At 69.3% G+C, this 18,991-nt stretch carries 21 protein-coding genes and 1 tRNA gene; 8 read left to right on the top strand and 14 right to left on the bottom strand.

Going from position 1 to position 18,991, the window contains the following annotated elements; all coding sequences use genetic code 11:
* The first annotated feature begins 168 nt into the window (after positions 1-168).
* The 6 genes from HED23_RS29640 to HED23_RS29615 all read left to right on the top strand — a co-directional run bounded on the left by HED23_RS29640 (position 169) and on the right by HED23_RS29615 (position 8,577).
* Positions 169-1,491, top strand: a complete 1,323-nt coding sequence (locus HED23_RS29640; RefSeq protein ID WP_203186417.1) for an extracellular solute-binding protein — start codon at positions 169-171, stop codon at positions 1,489-1,491.
* A 170-nt stretch (positions 1,492-1,661) separates the two neighbouring features.
* A complete protein-coding gene (locus HED23_RS29635; RefSeq protein WP_203186416.1) occupies positions 1,662-2,660 on the top strand; it encodes a carbohydrate ABC transporter permease in 999 nt (332 codons plus the stop codon).
* A 15-nt stretch (positions 2,661-2,675) separates the two neighbouring features.
* Positions 2,676-3,599: a carbohydrate ABC transporter permease gene (locus tag HED23_RS29630; RefSeq protein WP_203186415.1), complete on the top strand. Its 924-nt coding sequence runs from the start codon at positions 2,676-2,678 to the stop codon at positions 3,597-3,599.
* 215 nt (positions 3,600-3,814) lie between these two features.
* Positions 3,815-5,272, top strand: coding sequence for a GH1 family beta-glucosidase (locus HED23_RS29625; protein WP_203186414.1), 1,458 nt, complete (start codon positions 3,815-3,817; stop codon positions 5,270-5,272).
* 220 nt (positions 5,273-5,492) lie between these two features.
* The gene (locus tag HED23_RS29620) at positions 5,493-6,539 is read left to right on the top strand and encodes a LacI family DNA-binding transcriptional regulator (protein WP_203186413.1); all 1,047 of its coding nucleotides are present in this window, start codon (positions 5,493-5,495) and stop codon (positions 6,537-6,539) included.
* Positions 6,540-6,714: 175 nt separating this feature from the next.
* Complete coding sequence (locus HED23_RS29615) at positions 6,715-8,577, top strand: TerD family protein (protein WP_203186412.1); 1,863 nt, start codon at positions 6,715-6,717, stop codon at positions 8,575-8,577.
* A gap of 190 nt (positions 8,578-8,767) precedes the next feature.
* Here the strand turns inward: HED23_RS29615 and HED23_RS29610 are convergent, their stop codons facing one another.
* The 11 genes from HED23_RS29610 to HED23_RS29560 all read right to left on the bottom strand — a co-directional run bounded on the left by HED23_RS29610 (position 8,768) and on the right by HED23_RS29560 (position 14,922).
* Positions 8,768-9,244, bottom strand: a complete 477-nt coding sequence (locus HED23_RS29610; RefSeq protein WP_203186411.1) for a hypothetical protein — start codon at positions 9,242-9,244, stop codon at positions 8,768-8,770.
* Positions 9,245-9,291: 47 nt separating this feature from the next.
* Positions 9,292-9,693: a gas vesicle protein K gene (locus HED23_RS29605; protein WP_203186410.1), complete on the bottom strand. Its 402-nt coding sequence runs from the start codon at positions 9,691-9,693 to the stop codon at positions 9,292-9,294.
* Positions 9,694-9,745: 52 nt separating this feature from the next.
* Positions 9,746-9,982 carry a gas vesicle protein gene (locus tag HED23_RS29600; protein ID WP_238442323.1) on the bottom strand — a complete coding sequence of 79 codons (237 nt, stop codon included), beginning with the start codon at positions 9,980-9,982 and terminating at the stop codon, positions 9,746-9,748.
* Positions 9,983-10,002: 20 nt separating this feature from the next.
* The gene (locus HED23_RS29595) at positions 10,003-10,827 is read right to left on the bottom strand and encodes a GvpL/GvpF family gas vesicle protein (RefSeq protein WP_238442159.1); all 825 of its coding nucleotides are present in this window, start codon (positions 10,825-10,827) and stop codon (positions 10,003-10,005) included.
* Positions 10,824-11,291, bottom strand: a complete 468-nt coding sequence (locus HED23_RS29590; protein ID WP_203186409.1) for a gas vesicle protein — start codon at positions 11,289-11,291, stop codon at positions 10,824-10,826. Before HED23_RS29590 ends, HED23_RS29595 begins: the two co-directional genes overlap by 4 nt.
* 37 nt (positions 11,292-11,328) lie before the next feature.
* Positions 11,329-12,483, bottom strand: coding sequence for an SRPBCC family protein (locus HED23_RS29585; protein ID WP_203186408.1), 1,155 nt, complete (start codon positions 12,481-12,483; stop codon positions 11,329-11,331).
* A complete protein-coding gene (locus tag HED23_RS29580; RefSeq protein ID WP_203186407.1) occupies positions 12,476-13,081 on the bottom strand; it encodes a hypothetical protein in 606 nt (201 codons plus the stop codon). Before HED23_RS29580 ends, HED23_RS29585 begins: the two co-directional genes overlap by 8 nt.
* A gap of 26 nt (positions 13,082-13,107) precedes the next feature.
* On the bottom strand, positions 13,108-13,365 hold the full coding sequence (locus HED23_RS29575) for a gas vesicle protein GvpG (RefSeq protein WP_203186406.1): 258 nt from the start codon (positions 13,363-13,365) through the stop codon (positions 13,108-13,110).
* Between the two features lie 32 nt (positions 13,366-13,397).
* Positions 13,398-14,111, bottom strand: coding sequence for a GvpL/GvpF family gas vesicle protein (locus HED23_RS29570; RefSeq protein ID WP_203186405.1), 714 nt, complete (start codon positions 14,109-14,111; stop codon positions 13,398-13,400).
* Positions 14,112-14,115: 4 nt separating this feature from the next.
* Positions 14,116-14,559 carry a gas vesicle structural protein GvpA gene (locus HED23_RS29565; RefSeq protein WP_203186404.1) on the bottom strand — a complete coding sequence of 148 codons (444 nt, stop codon included), beginning with the start codon at positions 14,557-14,559 and terminating at the stop codon, positions 14,116-14,118.
* A 63-nt stretch (positions 14,560-14,622) separates the two neighbouring features.
* Positions 14,623-14,922 carry a gas vesicle protein gene (locus tag HED23_RS29560; protein WP_203186403.1) on the bottom strand — a complete coding sequence of 100 codons (300 nt, stop codon included), beginning with the start codon at positions 14,920-14,922 and terminating at the stop codon, positions 14,623-14,625.
* Positions 14,923-15,194: 272 nt separating this feature from the next.
* Between HED23_RS29560 and HED23_RS29555 the strand changes: the two genes are divergently transcribed.
* Positions 15,195-15,377: a hypothetical protein gene (locus HED23_RS29555; protein ID WP_203186402.1), complete on the top strand. Its 183-nt coding sequence runs from the start codon at positions 15,195-15,197 to the stop codon at positions 15,375-15,377.
* A gap of 217 nt (positions 15,378-15,594) precedes the next feature.
* On the opposite strand, the gene HED23_RS29550 is transcribed toward HED23_RS29555, so the two are convergent.
* The 3 genes from HED23_RS29550 to HED23_RS29540 form a co-directional block, all read right to left on the bottom strand.
* Positions 15,595-15,667 (bottom strand) — tRNA-His (locus tag HED23_RS29550).
* 126 nt (positions 15,668-15,793) lie between these two features.
* Complete coding sequence (gene orn, locus HED23_RS29545) at positions 15,794-16,399, bottom strand: oligoribonuclease (protein WP_033299129.1); 606 nt, start codon at positions 16,397-16,399, stop codon at positions 15,794-15,796.
* 10 nt (positions 16,400-16,409) lie between these two features.
* Entirely contained in the window at positions 16,410-17,642 is a 1,233-nt protein-coding gene (locus HED23_RS29540; protein WP_203186401.1) for a helix-turn-helix domain-containing protein, read from the bottom strand.
* An 824-nt stretch (positions 17,643-18,466) separates the two neighbouring features.
* On the opposite strand from HED23_RS29540, the gene HED23_RS29535 reads away from it, so the two are divergent.
* Entirely contained in the window at positions 18,467-18,988 is a 522-nt protein-coding gene (locus tag HED23_RS29535) for a universal stress protein (RefSeq protein ID WP_203186400.1), read from the top strand.
* Positions 18,989-18,991 lie beyond the last annotated feature (3 nt).

Genomic DNA, 18,991 nt, shown 5'->3' with positions numbered 1-18,991 from the left:
AACCTTCCGGCATCAGCGCATGGGAGCGCTCCCATTTCGAACGAGGTTTTTCGCTCGTACGGGGACGGCACCGCCCATGTCCTCTCCGTACCACCGGCACCCCGCACCATCGGTGCGTATGCCGAGCAGATTGAACGCCAGTCCCACCCTGGAACAAGGAGTAGTGGAATGCGCATCACCCGCACCGTCGCAGGTCGAAGCCGCAGAACCGCCGTCATGGCTACTACGGGCCTCACGGCCGCCGCCCTGCTGCTGACCGGCTGCGGCGATTCCGACTCGGATTCCGGAGGGGCCGACGCGAACGGGAACATCACCCTGACCGTGGCCGACTTCGGACAGTTCGGCTACAAGGAGGCGGGGCTCTTCGAGAAGTACCACGAGCTCCACCCGAACATCACGGTCAAGGAAAACGTCACGGCCGACGAGAAGGTCTACTACCCCAAGTTCCTCCAGCAGCTCAACACGGGCAGCGGACTGGCCGATGTGCAGGGCATAGAGGTCGGCCGCGTGAAGGAGCTCGTCGACACCAAGGCGGACGCCTTCACCGACCTCTCCAAGGTGATCGACCCCGACCAGTGGGTGAACTGGAAGGCGCTGCAGGCGACCACCGACGACGGCAAGGTCATCGGTGCCGGCACCGACATCGGCCCCATGTCGATCTGTTACCGCCGTGACCTCTTCGAGCAGGCCGGGCTGCCGACCGACCGCACCGAGGTCGCCGCGAAGCTCGCCGGTGGCTGGGAGGACTACCTCGCGCTCGGTGAGGAGTACAAGAAGAAGGCCCCCAAGGACACCTTCTTCATGGACTCCGCCAGCGCCATGTACAACGGCGTGGTGAGCTCCGACTCGGAGCAGTACTACTCCAAGGACGGCAAGGCGATCTACAAGGAGAGCGCCGGCGTCAAGGCGGGCTGGAAGCTCGCCACCGAGGCGGTGGACAAGAAGCTGACCCAGGGTCTGGCCCAGTTCAGCGTCCCGTGGCAGAACGCCCTGCGCAAGGGCAGCATGGCCACCGTGGCCTGCCCCGCGTGGATGGCCGCGCAGATCGCCACCTACTCCGGTGACCAGTTCAAGGGCAAGTGGGACATCGCCCGCACCCCGGGTGAGACCGCGGCCAACTGGGGCGGTTCGTTCCTCTCCGTGCCCGCGAAGGGCAAGCACGTCAAGGAGGCCGGTGAGCTCGTAAAGTGGCTGACCGCGCCCGAGCAGCAGGCCGCCGTGTTCAAGGCCGCCGGCCTCTTCCCGTCGAACAAGGGCGCCTACGAGCTCCCCGACGTGAAGACCGCGAAGCTGGAGTACTTCAACAACGCCCCGATCGGTGAGATCTACGCCGAAGAGGCTCAGGTCATCCCCGCGGCGGTGCTCGGCCCGAAGGACGGCATCATCAAGGACACCATCGGCACTCAGATCAACAACATGGAGCAGCGTGGCACCAGCCCGGAGGACGCGTGGGACGCGGCCACCGAGGCGATCGACAAGGTGATCGGCTGATCCTCGCCGGTGCGGGCGGCCGGGACGACTTCCACGCGTCCCGGCCGCCCCGCACCGGTGCCGGTTCCCCCACCGGCACCGCGCACCTTCTCCGACACCTCCGCCGGACCTGACCTGAGGTCCGGCCTGCCCCTGCGGTGTCGGCACACCCCAGGGAAGGACTCCCACCTGTGGCAACCACCACCCCCACCCGGGGCGTACACGGATCCCGGCCCGGCCGCCGCGCACCGAAGCCCATGACTCCAGGCCGCCAGGCCTGGCGCAGCCGGCTGTGGCGCTTCGACGACAAGGCCTCGCCGTACGCCTACATCGCGCCCTTCTTCCTCGTCTTCGGGGCCTTCGGGCTCTACCCGCTGATCTACACCGGCTGGATCGCACTCCACCGGGTGGAGATGACCGGCCTCGACCAGATGGAATGGGTCGGCTGGGAGAACTTCAGCAACATCCTCCAGGACGACGAGTTCTGGACCGCGGTCACCAACACCTTCGTCATCGGTGTCATCTCGACCGTCCCGCAGCTGATGATGGCGCTGGGCCTCGCCCACCTGCTGAACTACAAGCTGCGTGCCAGCACCTTCTGGCGCACCGTGATCCTGACGCCGTACGCCACCTCGGTGGCCTCCGCGGCCCTCGTCTTCGCCCTGGTGTTCCGTGCCGACGGCGGCCTGCTGAACTGGGTCCTCGGCTTCTTCGGCGCCGGTGAGACGAACTGGGCGAACGGCCACTGGACGTCCAACATCGCCATCGCCATCATCGTGATCTGGCGCTGGACGGGCTACAACACCCTGATCTACCTGGCCGCGATGCAGGCGGTCCCGTCCGATCTCTACGAGGCGGCGTCGCTCGACGGCGCATCGCGCTGGCAGCAGTTCCGCAACGTGACGATCCCGGCGCTCCGGCCGACGATCCTCTTCACGATCGTCATCTCGACCATCGGGTCCATGCAGCTGTTCGGTGAACCCCTGCTGCTCGAGGGCGGCCAGATCGGAGCGCAGGGCGGCTCCGAGCACCAGTACGAGACGCTCAGCATCTACCTCTACAACTACGGCTGGAACCTCGGACACCTCGGTCCGGCCGCCGCAGTCGCCTGGGCCATGCTCGTCCTGCTGCTGCTCATTGCCGCGATCAACTGGCTCGTCGGGCGCTTCATGCGCAAGACCGCGGCCTGACGGGGAGCGATACACATGACCACCACCAGCCCCATGACCGCGCCGGAACACCGCCGCGTCTCCAAGGCCCCGGTCCGTCACGAGCCCGCGCGCCGCCGCCGCTTCAAGCCCGGCGCCGGCCGCCAGCACCACGCGGGCCCCTTCGCCTACTTCGCACTCGCGGTCGTCGGCCTCGGCTCGCTGTTCCCGCTGTACTGGACGCTCGTGGCCGCGTCCCGCACCCAGGACGAGATCCTGGACACCACCCCGCCGCTCATCCCCGGCGGCAACCTGTTCAACAACCTCGAGGCGGCCTGGGAACAGGCCAACCTCGGCAAGGCCATCGTCAACACCGTGATCGTGTCGTCCAGCATCACCCTGGCGACGCTGTTCTTCTGCACGCTGGCCGGCTACGCCTTCGCGAAGATGCGCTTCAAGGGCCGTGGCGCGCTGATGACGATGGTCATCGCCACGCTGACGATCCCCCCGCAGCTCAGCGTCGTGCCGCTCTTCATGATGATGTCGGACATCGGCTGGGGCGGTCAGCTGGAGTCGGTGATCTTCCCGACCCTGGTGAGCGCGTTCGGTGTGTTCTTCATGCGCCAGTACCTCCTGGAGGCGCTGCCGTACGAGCTGATCGAGGCGGGCAGGGTCGACGGGGCGAACAACCTCCGCATCGTGTGGAGCATCGTGCTTCCGGTCGCCCGACCGGCCATGATGGTCCTCGGCATGCTCACCTTCGTCCAGGCCTGGAACGACTTCTTCTGGCCCTACCTCGCACTGAACCAGCAGAACCCGACCCTCCAGGTGGCCCTCGGCCAGCTGAGCGCGTCGTACGTCCCCGACCAGAGCATCGTCATGGCCGGCGCGCTGATCAGTACGCTGCCCCTGCTCGTCGTCTTCGTGATCTTCGGCAAGCAGATCGTCGGGGGAATCATGTCCGGCGCAGTCAAGGGCTGACCCCGGCCCGCCGTACCTCCCGGTCCGATCCCGGCCCCGCTGTTCCTCCCCGGTCCGATCCCGGCCCCGCTGTTCCCGGTCCGGTACCGGGCTGCTGTTCCGTCCCCGGTCGGCCTCCGGCCGTCCCGTACGGCCTGTACCTGACCACAGGCCGTACGGGGCCGGGGCGTCCGCACTTCCTGTCCTTGTCCCTCCACCCATGGGAGCGCTCCCGCATGACTGCCGTACGACCCGACACCACCCCGAAGCAGGCGCCCGAGGCACAGTTCCCCACGGGCTTCATCTGGGGCGCGGCGACCGCCTCCTACCAGGTCGAGGGCGCCGCCGCCGAGGACGGCCGCACGCCGTCCATCTGGGACACCTTCAGCCGTACCCCCGGCAAGGTCCGCAACGGCGACACCGGTGACATCGCCGCCGACCACTACCACCGCTACCGCGACGACGTCGCGCTCATGAAGCAGCTCGGGCTGAAGGCGTACCGCTTCTCGGTGTCCTGGTCCCGGGTCCAGCCCACCGGCCGCGGCCCCGCGGTCGAGCGCGGTCTGGACTTCTACCGCAAGCTCGTCGACGAGCTGCTCGACGCCGGCATCATGCCGGTCGCCACCCTCTACCACTGGGACCTGCCCCAGGAGCTCGAGGACGCCGGAGGCTGGCCCGAGCGCGTGACCGCCGACCGGTTCGCCGACTACGCCGCCATCGTGTCCGGCGCCCTCGGTGACCGCGTCGGCATGTGGACCACCCTCAACGAGCCGTGGTGCTCGGCCTACCTCGGTTACGGCTCCGGTGTGCACGCCCCCGGCCGTACCGAGCCCGCAGCCGCGCTGCAGGCGGCCCATCACCTCAACCTCGCCCATGGCCGGGCGATCGAGGTTCTGCGCGCCCAACTCCCCGCTGCTGCGCAGACCTCGGTCACCCTCAATCTCCACCAGGTCCGTCCGCTCACCGGCAGCGAGGCCGACGCGGACGCCGCCCGACGCATCGACGCGGTCGGCAACCGGGTCTTCACCGGCCCGATGCTCCGGGGCGAGTACCCCGAGGACCTGATCGCCGACACCTCGCACCTGGTGGACTGGTCGAAGCTGGTCAAGGACGGCGACCTCGCCACCATCTCCCGGCCCGTCGACGCCCTCGGGATCAACTACTACACGCCGACCCTGGTCTCCAACCCGGTGGAAGGCGCCAGCTACGCGCGCAGCGACGCCCACGGCGCCAGCCAGCACTCCCCCTGGCCCGGCTCCGAGCACGTCGCCTTCCACCTCCCCGAGGGGAAGGAGCGCACCGCGATGGACTGGGCGATCGACCCCAACGGGCTCTACAACCTGATCATGGACGTCACCCGGGACCACCCCGGCCTCCCGCTGATGGTCACCGAGAACGGTGCCGCCTTCGACGACTACGTCTCGCCCGAGGGCAAGGTGGAGGACCCCGAGCGCGTGGCGTACCTGCACGGGCACCTCGACGCGGTGCGGCGAGCCGTCGCCGACGGCGCGGACGTCCGGGGGTACTTCCTCTGGTCGCTGATGGACAACTTCGAGTGGGCCTACGGCTATTCGAAGCGCTTCGGCGCGGTCTACGTCGACTACGCCTCCCAGCGCCGCATCCCCAAGGCGAGCGCCCACTGGTACTCGGACGTGATCCGCCGCCACGCGCTGCCCCCGGTCGGCGCCGTCTGATCTTGACCAGCACGAGAAGCGGGACCCGGCACACCGTCGGGTCCCGTTTTTCCTTGCCCGTCTTACGTGTTCGACATCCGGACCCCGTACGCTTGGGAGCGCTCCCAAGAGTGTGGCGCTGCAGAGGACCGATGGGTCCGGACAAGTGTCAAGGGATCGGACGGTGGGACTTGGTTTGGCCAACCCGCTGTGAGAAATTGACCGCGAACGGGAGGCAGCCATGGCGGCAGCGCGAGTACGGAGTGGCGGGCGGCCCACGCTCGAAGAGGTGGCGGCGCGGGCCGGGGTGGGGCGCGGCACGGCCTCACGCGTCATCAACGGCTCGCCCCGGGTCAGCGCACAGACCCGGGAGGCCGTCGAGGCGGCGGTCGCCGAGCTGGGGTACGTGCCCAACCGGGCGGCGCGCGCGCTCGCGGGCAACCGCACGGACGCCATCGCCCTCGTCGTGCCCGAGTCCGAGACCCGGTTCTTCGCCGAGCCGTACTTCTCCGACATCGTGAGGGGTGTGGGGGCGGCCCTCGCCGACACCGAGATGCAGCTTCTGCTGACGCTCGCGGGGAACGACCGCGAGCGCCGCCGGCTCGCCCAGTACCTGACCGCGCACCGGGTCGACGGGGTGCTGCTGGTCTCGGTCCACGCCGACGACCCCCTGCCTGACCTCTTGGAGCAGCTCGGCATGCCCGCCGTGATCAGCGGCCGCAGGCACGCGGCGGAGACGCTTCCCTCCGTCGACTCCGACAACTTCGAGGGTGCCCGCGCGGCTGTCGACCACTTCATATCGCGAGGCCGTCGCTCCATCGCCACGATCACCGGCCGCCTGGACGTCTACGGTGCCCAGCGCCGCCTCGACGGCTACCGCAAGGCCGTCGCCGCAGCCGGCCTCGACCCCGACGAGCGGCTGATCGCGCCCGCCGACTTCAGTGAGGAGGGCGGCGCCCGCGCGATGCGGGAGCTGCTGGAGCGCCGCCCCGACGTGGACGCGGTCTTCGCCGCCTCCGACGTGATGGCGGCGGGCGCCCGCCAGGTCCTGCGCGAGTCGGGCCGCCGCATTCCGGACGACGTGGCCCTGATCGGCTTCGACGACTCGGCGGTGGCCCGTCACATGGACCCGCCCCTGACGAGCGTGCGCCAGCCGATCGAGGAGATGGGCCGGACGATGGCCCGAGTCCTGCTCCAGGAGATCGCCAACCGTTCGTCGGGTGACAGTCCCCAGGAGCGTCCGCGGATCGTGCTGCCCACGGAGCTGGTGGTGCGCGACTCGTCCTGACGTCCGCCGCAGCCGGCCGAGCACGCGGTGAGCGTATGTTTTCACAACTTCTCCACGTGGCACCCACGTGGCCGGTAGGGTTCCCGGCGTCCGGCGAATGTGTGACGCACCACACGACGTCACGCAATGGTCTGCCGCACGTGCGCTCTGGTCCGGCAGCGTATCGGGGGCACGCATGCAGAAGATGATCAGAGGGGCGAACGTCGGACTGGCCGCGCTCAGTGACGACGTCGGCTCGGTGACGATGAGCCTGGGGTGGAGCAGCCCGGCGGGCGAGGGTGACGCGGACGTCTCCCTGTGGTTGCTCGGCGGCAACGGCAAAGTACGCAGCGACGCCGACTTCTGCTTCCACAACAACCCGGTCGTCGGCAACGGCAGTGTGCAGCTGCTCGGGAAGGCCCCCACGGCCGACGGCTACGAGGATCGCATCAGTTGTGATCTCGACGCGGTACCGCCCGAGGTCGAGCAGATCGTGGTGGCCGCGAGCCGTTACGGCGGAGCCCGCTTCGGGGATCTGAACGATCTCTACCTGACGCTCACGGACGGCTCCGGCACCGGTCTCGTCCGGTTCTCCGTCGAGGAGGCGGGCGATGTGGGCGCCTTCATCTTCGGAGAGCTCTACAGGCGTGCCGACGAGTGGAAGTTCCGTGCCGTCGGACAGGGCTACGCGTCCGGCCTGGCCGGGCTGGAGGCGGACTTCGGTGTCGACGGCGATGACGACGCGGGGGAGGAGGGAGTTGCGGACCGGGGCCCCGACGGGGACGCCACGTCCCACACCGGCCCGCCGGCCGCGCCCCCGGCGGCGGTGCCGTCACCTCGGGCACCGGAGCCCGGGTCCCCGGCCCCGGCGAGCTCCGGGGAGGCGAGCAGTCAGGAGGAGCCCGCGGGGCGACCCGTGACCGAAGCTCCGATCGACGCCGCCGCTGACGCCGCTGACGCCGAAGGCGCCGACGGCGACGGCGACATCGACCGGAAGGCCGTCGAGCGTGAGAGGGCCGAGCTGCGGGAGTTCATCAAGGGGCTGAGCCCGGACGACATCAAGTCGGGCGGCTGGTTCACCCAACTGAGCGCCCAGGCCCTGAGTTCCTACACCGAAAAGGTCGACTGGAAGTACTTCCAGGAGCGGTACGAGGGCGTGCCCGCGGACGGCATCGTCGGCCTGCGGATCAAGATGGCGGCCCGGTACGCCGCGCTCGAAGGCGGGCTCTCCGCCGGTGCCTACACGGCGGCCGTCGCCGCCACCCTCGGCAGCCTCGGTGGTGCCTCGGCGGCGACCGTCCCCGCCGCCGTCGCGTCCATGATGGTCGATGTCGCGTTCGTCACCCGGCTCCAGCTCCGCCTGGCCTACGACATCGCAGTCCTCTACCGGGTCCCGCTCGACCTGTCCGATCCCGAGGACATGTGGAAGCTCATCCGGGTGGCCTTCACGATCAAGAGCGGGGAGGCGGTCCAGAAGAGCGTGGTCAAAGCGGTTCCCGCCATGGTGCGGCCGGTGATCAAGCGCTTCTACTCCGGAGGGGTACTGACCGCCGCGAAGGGGCTCCCCGTCGTCGGGAAGTACCTCCTGCAGCGCAACGTCATCAAGATCGGTATCCCCTTGGTCGGCGTTCCCCTCGCGGTGGTGCTGAACCGCTACACGACGCTGCTCGCGGGGCGGCACGCGCAAGCCGTCTTCCGGAACGAGGCGCGGGTGATCGAACTCGCCGAAGGGCTGAGCAGGGGGAGCCGTCACCCGCAGCTGATGCTGTGGATCGCGTGGCTCGTCGTGATGGCGGACGAAAAGATCGCGGACGACGAGACACTGTTGATGCGGCACCTGGTGAGAGCGGTCCGGGAGGAGCACCAGGTGGTCGACGAACAGCTCGCCGGCCTCATCGACATCGACCCCGCCGAGGTGTGGCGGCGCCTGGACGCCGAACCGGGGGATCTGAGCGACCTCCTCGACGTCGCCCACCGGGTGGCCGCTGTGGACGGCGACGTCAACGCGCGCGAGAAAGCCGTCATCTCCGAGCTTCGGGATCGCTGCAGCCGGGTCTGACGACGGCATCCGCTCCCCCCCCGGCCCATGGCCTGCCGGCAGTTCGAGTCGCGGGCCCGCCCGTGTGCGACGGACCGAACAGACAAGCCGGCCTCGCGGCCGGTGCGGAACGCTGCCGGGCCGGTCCCGGGAAGGAGGGCCGACAGAGGTCTGTCGGCCCTCCGGGGGTCGGTTGTCGGCGGCGGTCGGGTCAGAGCCGGCCGCCGGTGAGGCGGGTGATCGGCCCCACGTGGGTCTTGGCCGTCTGGCGTCCGAGGGCGAACGCGCCACCGACGAGGCCGCCGAGGCCCGCGGCGGCGCCCACGGCTATGGCCTTGCGGTGCTTGACCACGGTCCAGGCGGTCGTCGCGGTGGACGTCACCTTGCCCGCCGTGTCCAGGACGGTCTGCCGGCCGGTGTCCCAGCCGGCGGCAGCGGCCCGCTTCGTAGCCAGGCCGGCCGACCGTACGCCGGTCTCCGCCGACCCGGCGGCGTCCTGCGCCGAGGACTTGGCGTCCTGCGCCGATGACTTGGCCTTCGAGGCTGCGACCGCCGAGCCGGACCTGGCCTGGTTTCCGGCCGCCGCAGTGGTCTGTCGCCCCTTGGCGGCGGCCGTCCGGGCACCCGTACCGGCCTTCGCCGCAGAACCGTTCACATTCTTCTTGGATTCTTCGCTCTCTGCAGTCATGGTGTGCGTGTTACCTCTCTGTGGGGCTCGAAACGGGGCGGTGGGATTCAGCCGGAATCCCGTGGCAGCAGCGAACCGAGCGGTCCCAGATCCAGGTTGAGGTCCTCCATGGTGAGGTCGTAGCGCTCGCAGAGCTCCGACATCCGGTCCTGGAGGATCATCAGCGTCAGCCCGATGCGTTCCTCCTGGTCCTCACGGAGATCGCCCACGTCGACCCTGTGCAGAGCGGTGCGCTCCATCAGCTGCCGGAGCAGTTCGACGATCGTGAGCACCAGCTTGATGAGGTCGCGTTCCACCGTCTCCGGGTCGGTCTCCAGGCGCTGGGCCGTCCCGCTCCGCGTGTCCTGCTCGGCGGGCCCCGCGGGCACCAGGTCGAAGGCGTGCGCCGCCGCCCGTGCGACCTCCTCGAGACTCGCCGCCTCGGTACGCGCTTCCGCTTCCTCGGGCATGGACTGCTCCTCGTTCATTGGCCGTTGCCGTGCGGGGAGATGCGTGGGGTTCTCACCACGGCGCCGGTTCCTCCGAGGTGATCGACCGGATCACCGCTCTGAGATTGATGTGCACGAGATCCACGTCGGCGACGGACAGGACCAGGTCTCCGGTGAGCACCGCTCCGCCGTTCAGCAGCCGGTCCAGCAGATCGATGAGCGCCACCTGGCGCCCGGCCAGGGATTCGACGGAGTCGCCGGGAGGCGCGGAATGCCCGGAGCGGGGTTCGGCGAACCCCGCTCCGGGCATGGCCGTGCTCAGTTCGTCGTTCATCGCGGCTCACCGCCGCCCGCCGGGGGTGGCGTCGCGAAGGAGTACGGCGCCCAAGGTCCCGTGATCTCGACGCGCACGCCCGGTACGTCGTCGGCGAGCCCGGTGAGGGCCGCGCGAAACGCGTCGGCCCGGGTGCCCTGGACGAGGTAGGCGTCGTTGACGATGTTCTCGCCCGCGGCCTGGGCCAGATCACCCTGCTGCGGACGGTGCGTGACGTGGGCCCTGGCGACGTCGGCGACCCGGGCGGCCACCTCGGAGGCGACCGCGCCCGCAGCACGGTACGTCTCACGGTGGTTCTGCTGCTGGGCGCGGCGCCTCTGCAGGTACGCCCTCCCCGGGCTCCCCGCCGTGTCCGTCGCCGGCCCCCGGCCGCCCGCCGTGACCGCCTCGCGCGGATCGGCGTAGACCTTGACGCCGAGCTCGACGTGGCCTTCGAGGCGGGCGAGCAGCGCGGAGAACTCCGGCTCGCGCTCGTCGAGCATCCCCCGCACGCGTCCGTCGTCGAGGTAGACCGTCACCAGACGCATGGGCAGTACGGCCGTGTGCTCGTACGCCGCCTCGACGACCGCGTGGTGGGTACGCGCCAGGAGTTCGAGCCGTTCGAGATCCTCCATCTGCGCCTTCACGCCCTCGGTTCCGTACGAGGCGGCGGGAACGGACGAGACCAGTGCCACCAGTTCGCCGGCACGGACCACCCGCAGGGGGCCTCCTTCCAGGCCGGGCTGCCCGGGCAGTGCCGCGTCGAGGGGTGTTCCGGCGCGGCTGACGGCGTAGACGTAGGACATCGCCGGGTCCGTGGCCGGGGCCGTTTCCGCAGTCACTTCGATCCCTCGCCTTCCGCGTCGGCATGCCCGGGAAGCGCCTCCTGGTCCGCCCCGGCGGCCGACGCCGATGAGGCGGGCAGCCCCACGGCTGCCCTCAACTCGGCTATCTCCGCCCTCAGCCGGGCGTTCTCCGCCTCCACCTGATCCACCGCAGGACCGCCCCGGGGGGCGCCGCGCACCTCCTGCCCCGGCCCGGGGCGGGCCCGGGAGGAGAGCGAGGGGTCGTGCTCCCACCAGTCGATGCCCATCTCCTTGGCCTTGTCCACGGAAGCGACCAGCAACCGCAGCTTGATCGTCAGGAGTTCGATATCGAGCAGATTGATCTGGATGTCACCCGCGATGACGACGCCCTTGTCCAGGACGCGTTCGAGGATGTCGGCCAGATTCGCGGAGGACTGCTGCTGGCCGTAGGGGGACGCTGCCGAAGAGGCCCCCATGCGGCCCGCCAGTGAATCGGTCACGTCGGATCAGTCCCATCGGTGCTGTGGGCGCGGCACGTCAGCCGCGCGCGGAAGCGGTTCGACGCCGGGCGCGCGGGGCCGGCTCCTCTTCTTCCTCGTCGTCGAGGGGCTCCTCCTCCGCGTCCTCGTCCTCGTAGGCGTCCTCGGCGCGGGGGTCGTCGTCCGCGTCCTCGTCGTCCTCGTAGGCCTCGTCCTCCGGGGGGAGCTCCTCGTCGTCGTACTCCGCCGCGGGTTCCTCGTCCTCGCCGTCGGAGAACTCGCCCTCGGGCTCGTCGTCGTCTCCGGAGTCCGCCTCGTCGTCGCGCCCGGGCTCCTCGGCCCCGGAGCCGCTGTCCTCCTCGGCGCGGGCTTCCTCCTCCTCGACGGCCTCGTCGTGCTCCAGGACCACCTCGCCGTCGCGGATCTCACCGCGCCAGCCGTCGGTCGCCTCGCCGCGCATCATGATGAACTTGCGGTAGAGCTTCAGATCGAGGCGGGCCCTCCGTCCCTGGGCGCGCCAGATGTTGCCGGTCTTCTCGAACAGGCCCTTCGGGAAGTACTCGAGGACGAGCAGGACCCGTGTCAGGTTGTCGGTGACGGCGTGGAAGGTCACCACCCCCTTGACCGTCCCCTTCGCGCCCTCGGTGGTCCAGGTGATCCGCTCGTCGGGCACCTGCTCGGTGACGTTCGCCTTCCAGCTGCGCGTGGACTTGGCGACCTTCACCTTCCAGTTGCTGCTGGTGTCGTCGGCCTTCTCGACACTCACGACGCCCTTGGCGAAGGTGCTGAACTCCTGGAACTGCGTCCACTGGTCGTAGGCCTCGCGCACCGGCACACCGACGTCGATGTCCTCGGAGATCGTGACGCTCTTCGACTTGCCGCCACCACCCTTGCGCCCCTTGCCGAACAAACCCTTCACCTTGTCCTTGATGGCGTCCTTCACATGGGAGGCGCCGGCGCTGACGGCGGCCTGGGCCGGTGACTTGCCCTCACCGAGCGCCTTGCCGCCCTTGGCGAGGCTCTTCACCGCGCCTGAGGGGGCGTCCTTGCCGTCCGCCAGTCTGCCGACCCCCTCGCCCAGCCTCTGGCCGAGGCTGGTGACCGTGTGCAGCGCCCGTGCCCTGACGTAGTTCTGCAGCTCGTCCTTGAGGCGGTCGGTGGCCGGGTTCTTCGCCACGTCGTCCTTGAGCTTGCTGAAGGCGGTGTCAGCCATTGCTGCCACCCCCGTCACGGCGCGAGCTAGACGAGGCCGTCCTGCGGGCCCCCGAGGCTGCCTTGCGGGCCGGAGCTGCCTTCTTCCGGGCGCCGCCCGAGGCGGTGCGACGGGCTCCGGACGCGGCGCCTCCCGCCGACTTGGCCGTCTTCTTGGCCGCTGCCTTGCGGCGCGGGGCGGGCTTCTCCTCGGTGGTTCCGGCGTCGGATTCCTCGTCGTCCACGTCGTCCCGTGCGTCGAGGTCCTCGTCCGCCACATCGTCCTCGGCGTCGTCGTCCTCGTCCCGCGCCTTCGCGCCGGAGGGGTCCTCCAGCTCCAGGGTGCGCTTGCGCAGCGAGTCGGCGAGGCCGGTGGCCCGCTGCGTCAGGGCATTGGTGGCGGCCGTCTTCGTCGCTCCCACCAGTTCCTTGCGGACCTGGTCGTTGACGGTGCCGAGGAGCGGCGAGTCGGCCAGCATCCTGCCGAGCTGCTTCGGGTCCAGGTTCAGCTTCTTGCCCGCCAGGAACATTCCGAAGCCGATTGCCAGTTTGGCCTTCTTCGTACGTCCCAGTAGGTAGCCGCCCACAAGGGCCACGCCTATCTTCGCGTTGCCGGTCATCTGCTGTGCACCTCAATCTCCCGGAATCAGGAATTGTCGTTCAGGCGTCTCTGATAGCTCTCACACTCGGCGAGCCGATCGAGCAATTCGTCCTCGCGCCGGTCGAATTCTTCCTCGTCGATGTTTCCGCTCAGCAGTTCACTTTCCAGCTCGGCAAGTTGCGTGCGCACGGAGCCGGGGTCGTAATGCTCGCGTTCGGCGGCCAGCACGACTTGGTCGAGAACCCAGACCGTGCCACGCACAGGGGCGAGCGGAAGCGTGAGCAGTTGCGATATGAGGCCCATTGAAGGTGCCTCCCCTCTGCGAGGGATGTGTGTCAGACGAAGCTGTAGGGCGGGAGGGGGCCGTTGAGGGTGAACGTGTATTCGTCGCCCCTGCGCTCGGCCTCTTCGTGAACCGCCTGCGAGAAGGCGGACGCCTTGTCACGCGGTACGAGGTAGGACACGTTCAGGAAATGGGTCTTCGTGGGTTCGCCCTCGGCGACCCTTTCCGCCGAGGCCGCCAGTGCGGCCGCCACTTCCCTTCCCACTGTCTCCTGCCTGGCCTGGACCTCGTGCGAGACGAGCTCACCGAGGGCCATCTTCTTGTCCTGCGCCCCCGGATTCTTCCGGGTGAACTCACTCAGCTGCCGGGCCTCCGGCGACTCCGTGAGAATTTCCCGCAGAAGGCTCTCCTCGTCGCGCGAGACCTTCACGTTGTACTCGAGACGGCCGTCGAGCTCGGAAAGGCGGGCGGTGTAGCCGTCCTTCCCCTGTTCGAGCGCGGCACGTACCTGTTCGTCGTCCGGCCCCACCAGACCGAACCGCATCGGCAGTGCCGCGCCGTCGGCCATCAGCCGCTCCAGCACGCTCTGGTGGGCGACGAGATCACGCCGCTTCGCCCGCAGTTCGGCCGGCGTGTCGCTGACCACCGCGCCGAGGGCGCCCGTCTTGACGGTGCGCAGGTCGGAGGCCGGTTCCCCGACTCCGGACAGGCCGTCGAGCCGCAGCGGGTGGTCGGCCGCAGTGATGGCGTAGATGTAGGTCGGCATGGGACTACTCCTCCCGCTGGGACGTGCGGCGGCTGCTCGAAGCGGACGTCTTGCGTGCCGGCCGCCTCTCCTTCTCCTTGTCGTCGGAGTCGTCACGGCCACCCTGGAGGGAGTCCGTGAAGGCTTCGACGGCACCGGTCAGGGCGCCTTTCGACTTGCCCTTGGCGCCGCTCTCCATCGTGTCCCCGACTATGTCGGTGAGCTGGGCCGGAGCCTTGCGGCCCGACTCCAGGTCCAGCCGGTTGCACGCCTCGGCGAAGCGCAGATACGTGTCCACGCTGGCCACCACGACACGTACGTCGATCTTGAGGATCTCGATACCGACGAGCGAGACACGGACGAAGGCATCGATGACGAGCCCCCTGTCGAGAATGAGCTCAAGGACGTCGTAGAGATTTCCGGATCCGCCGCCGCTGTTGGAGGCGTTGCTCTGCTGTACGAGACTCATGGTCGGTCTTCCTTCCAATGAGTTGTGTTCACACGGGTACGGCTGCTCGGCGGGCAGACCGGCTCAGCGGTCGACCTGCCCTCGCGAGTACCGTCGAATTCGTTCGTAGCCGACGAGTTGACCCTGGCCGTCGAGCTTCACGCGATAGGAGGCCATGACGCTCATGGTGTCCGGGATCTTCTCGATCTCGACGACTTCCACATCGGCCGTCCAGCCGTCATCCGTCGCATTCAGCGAAGACACCGAATCGGGTTCGCGCTGGAGGAGCGCGGCAAGCTGCTCGGCTGCGTTGCGCATCGCCGTGGATACATCGACCCGGCCGTTACCGCCGTGATCTTTCCTGGTGTTCTCGGTCGTCGCCATGTATTTCACCTGCCGTACGTCATCGTGGCTTCCTGGCGGGCCCGTTCGGTCAGTCATTCGTTCAGGGCTGCACTCCGCGTGCCCATGAGACCCGAACGTATGCATGAAGGCTCCTCACCCCTTCCACACAGCTGCGGATTTTCGGCACGCATGGGCTCCGGCAGCCGCCCCCACCCACCGGACCGCCGGGCGGTACACGAAAGAGCCCTGCCGCGTCGGGGGGACAGCGCGGCAGGGCCCGTGCAGCCGGGTGCCCGGGACGAGGGCTCCGCATGCAGGACCGGGAGGACCAAGCGGCCCGCGGCCCGGAGGTCGAGCTGATCGCGCCCGGTGTCGACGTCCTCAGCACGACGTCCGGGGGTGGCTACGGAGTCAGCACCCACGTCATCCGGGAGGTCTCGGCGGCGCTGCTGGCGCTCGCGGTACACGCTCCCCCCGACGGCGACGGCGACTGACCTCAAGGGCCCGGGCAGCTCCCACCGCGGCCGGGGCCGGGGCGGGAGCAGCGGCCGAGGTGGCTCTCCCTCGTGGGACAAGCGCCCGAATTCTGTCGAAAAGGTGTGCCGGCTCACATCCCCGCAAGGATGTCGGCCCCGGCGTCCCGGCCGGCAGGGACTTCATGGCATGAAGAAGGCCCGACCTGTTCTCACAGGTCGGGCCTTGATCATGCAGGGTGAGTAACGGGACTTGAACCCGCGACATCCTGGACCACAACCAGGTGCTCTGCCAGCTGAGCTATACCCACCATGTCGTCCGGTCGCTTTTCTGACCGGCCGAGAAAAAGTGTACAGGGTCCGAGCGGGTGCTCGCGCCCGCGTTCTTCAGGAGGGGTGCACGGGCCCCGGAGGGCCCGTGACCAGCGGCTGTGCGTCTACTGCCCGGCGGGCGGCGTGTGGCGCGCCGCGATCTCCTTGGCCCGGGCTGAGTCCGGGCCGGGCTGCGGCACGAAGACCGCGTCCCGGTAGTACCGCAGTTCCGTGATGGAGTCGCGGATGTCGGCCAGCGCCCGGTGGTTGCCGTTCTTGTCCGGACTGTTGAAGTACGCCCTCGGGTACCAGCGGCGCGCCAGCTCCTTGACCGAGGACACATCGACGATCCGGTAGTGGAGGTAACCCTCCAGCGACGGCATGTCACGCGCCAGGAAGCCACGGTCGGTGCCGACCGAGTTTCCGCACAGAGGAGCCTTGCCCGGCTCCTTCACATGCTCACGGATGTACGCCATGACCCGCTCCTCGGCGTCCGCCAGGGTCGTGCCCCCTGCCAGCTCGTCGAGGAGGCCCGAGGCGGTGTGCATCTGCCGCACCACCTCGGGCATGGTCTCCAGGGCCGCGTCCGGCGGGCGGATCACGATGTCCACCCCTTCACCGAGCACGTTCAGTTCCGAGTCGGTGACCAGGGCCGCCACCTCGACGAGTGCGTCGTCCGTCAGCGAGAGCCCGGTCATCTCGCAGTCGATCCACACCATACGGTCGTTCATGAGCTCCACCCTACGGGGCGCTGCGCTGCCCCGGCAGGGCCGGGCGGCCCGGAGCGTACGCCTCGGTACCCGGTCCGTAGCGGTCCACGGAGCCGCCGGGAGAGGCGGCCGCGGCGACCGGGGGAGGACCGGACGAGGACGCCGCGGCGGCCCGTCGGCCCGACGCCGCGCCCTGGACGGGTACGGACGTCTCGAGCACCGTGACGACGCTCTCCAGCGCCCCTCCCTGCGGACGGCGGGCCCGGTAGGCGGCCCGGTACGCGGCGGGGGAGGAGCCGAGCTGGCGGCGGAAGTGCCCGCGCAGCGCGACCGGCGAGCGGAAGCCGCAGCGGCCCGCGACCTCGTCGACCGAGTAGTCGGAGGTCTCGAGCAGCCGCTGCGCCTGCAGCACGCGCTGGGTGATGAGCCACTGGAGCGGTGCGCTGCCCGTGAGCGAACGGAACCTGCGGTCGAAGGTCCGTCGGCTCATGTAGGCGCGCGCGGCCAGTGTCTCCACGTCGAACTGCTCGTGGAGATGCTCCAGGGCCCAGGCCACGACCTCTGCGAGCGGGTCGGAGCCGATCTCTTCGGGTAAAGACCTGTCGAGGTAGCGCTCCTGACCGCCGCTGCGCCGTGGGGGTACGACGAGCCGGCGGGCCAGGGCCCCGGCCGCCTCGGTGCCGTGGTCGGTACGGACTATGTGGAGGCACAGATCGATTCCGGCCGCGGTCCCGGCCGAGGTGAGCACGTCGCCGTCGTCGACGAACAGCTCACGCGGATCGACGTGCACCGACGGATAGCGCTTGGCCAGCGTCGGTGCGTACATCCAGTGTGTGGTGGCCGGGCGGCCGTCGAGCAGGCCTGCCGCGGCGAGGACGAAGGCCCCCGTGCAGAGGCCGACGATTCGGGCACCCTCCTCATGGGCGCGGCGCAGCGCGTCCAATGCCTCTGCGGGCGGCGGGGAGGTGATGGACCGCCAGGCGGGCACCACGACGGTGCCGGCCCTGCTGATCGCCTCCAGGCCGTACGGCGCGCTGAGTTCGAGCCCGCCGGTGGTGCGCAGCGGCCCTTCCTCGCCCCCGCAGACCAGCAGGCGGTAGCGGGGAACGCCCGCGTCCTGCCGGTCGATTCCGAATACTGAGAGCGGAATGGAGCTCTCGAAGATAGGGCCGCCACTGAACAGCAGCACGGCTACGACTTCTCGGCGTCGCCGCCCGGTCAGTTTCCGTGCGGCCTCCGTTGCGGTGGCGGAGTCCTGGCTCATGACGCTAAGCCCCCCTCGGTGTTCGCGTCTTCCTGGTCCCTACGGGCCTGTCGCTCCTGCACGTTTCCCCTCGGTCTCGCACGCGTCCCCAGTCCTCGAGATTCAAGATCGAATCTACTGCGTCCCATGGACCCGACGTGACACGTTCCCCCACCGGCACTATGTCGACAAGGCAACTTGGCGCGAAGCGTTCGATCACGAGCGTTTCACTCGTGAGCGCCACAGGGAAGTGCGCATCGCGATCATGGCCCGTCCCCGTAGGGTCAAAGCGTACCGCGCGGTCTATTCCTGCCTGGTGGCACGTGGGTTGGACGGCTCCGAGGCCAAGGAATGGGGGTGTAGGCGAAGTTGGCTCAAAACCGATGGTTGTGTGCGCGTATTCCAGTCATGCGACCGGCGCACGCCCCCTGTCCGCTCCGGCTCCCATGCGCCTCCGAGGCCTCTCGGAGCCGCATCGGCCACGACGGAGAACGATGCGCAGTCACGCGATGGCGGGGCGTGACGGGCCGGGCGGGGGAGGCGGATGGCGCATTCGGCCGCCTCGCCCCGGAGGCCGCTGCGGTCGGCCGGACGGCGTGACAGGGACCCGTCGAAGCGTCCACGAGCTGGATGTACGACGCAACCGGCATTGCCATACGGGGCGGTCTCGGGCATGCTCCCCCCATTGCCGCATGCGCTGTGCGAGGGCTGGGCAGTGGAGGAGTGGCGCCGTACCCTTGGGGGTAGGGGGTTGGGAAGATGTTTCCCGGACACAGCTTCACCGCTCGCAGGTACACCTACACAACCGCTCCCTCCTCACGAGGACTCTCTTCGCCGAGACACCGATGGCCGGTCACGAAATCCCTGAACCCGCAGACCGCAAGCAGGTAGCCGACCCCGGGTCGGAACCGCAGACGGTCGGAGAGTCGCGCCCTTCCTGCGATCCCGCGTTCCGCCATGGCGTCGTGGTCGGATTCGACGGCTCCATGTCCAGCGAGCGCGCCCTCGCGTACGCCATCGGAATGGCCAGCCGGCACAGCTCCGGACTGATCATCGTCCATGTGGCGAACCGGCTGCCGACCACCGTCTGGGCAGGCTGCGAGCCGCCCGTCTTCGTCGATGTGCCCGACCACCGCACCGAGGTCCTGGGCCTGGAGCTGGCCTGTGCGGACTATCTCGCCGAGGTGCCCTGGGTGCTCGTGGAGCGCGGTGGGGACATCTGCCACGAGCTGGAGGAGGTCGGCCGGGAGTACTCCGCCGACGCGATCGTCGTCGGTTCGACGCACGGCATCGTGGGCCGGATCTTCGGATCCGTGGCCGGCCGTCTGGCGCGCCGCGCCCAGCGCCCGGTCATCGTCATCCCCTGAATG

Origin of the sequence: Streptomyces pratensis (genome assembly GCF_016804005.1) — a bacterium.
In the GTDB taxonomy this organism is placed as follows: domain Bacteria; phylum Actinomycetota; class Actinomycetes; order Streptomycetales; family Streptomycetaceae; genus Streptomyces; species Streptomyces pratensis_A.
Note: the sequence above shows the minus strand (reverse complement) of the source record. Positions and strands in the feature narration are given on the sequence as shown.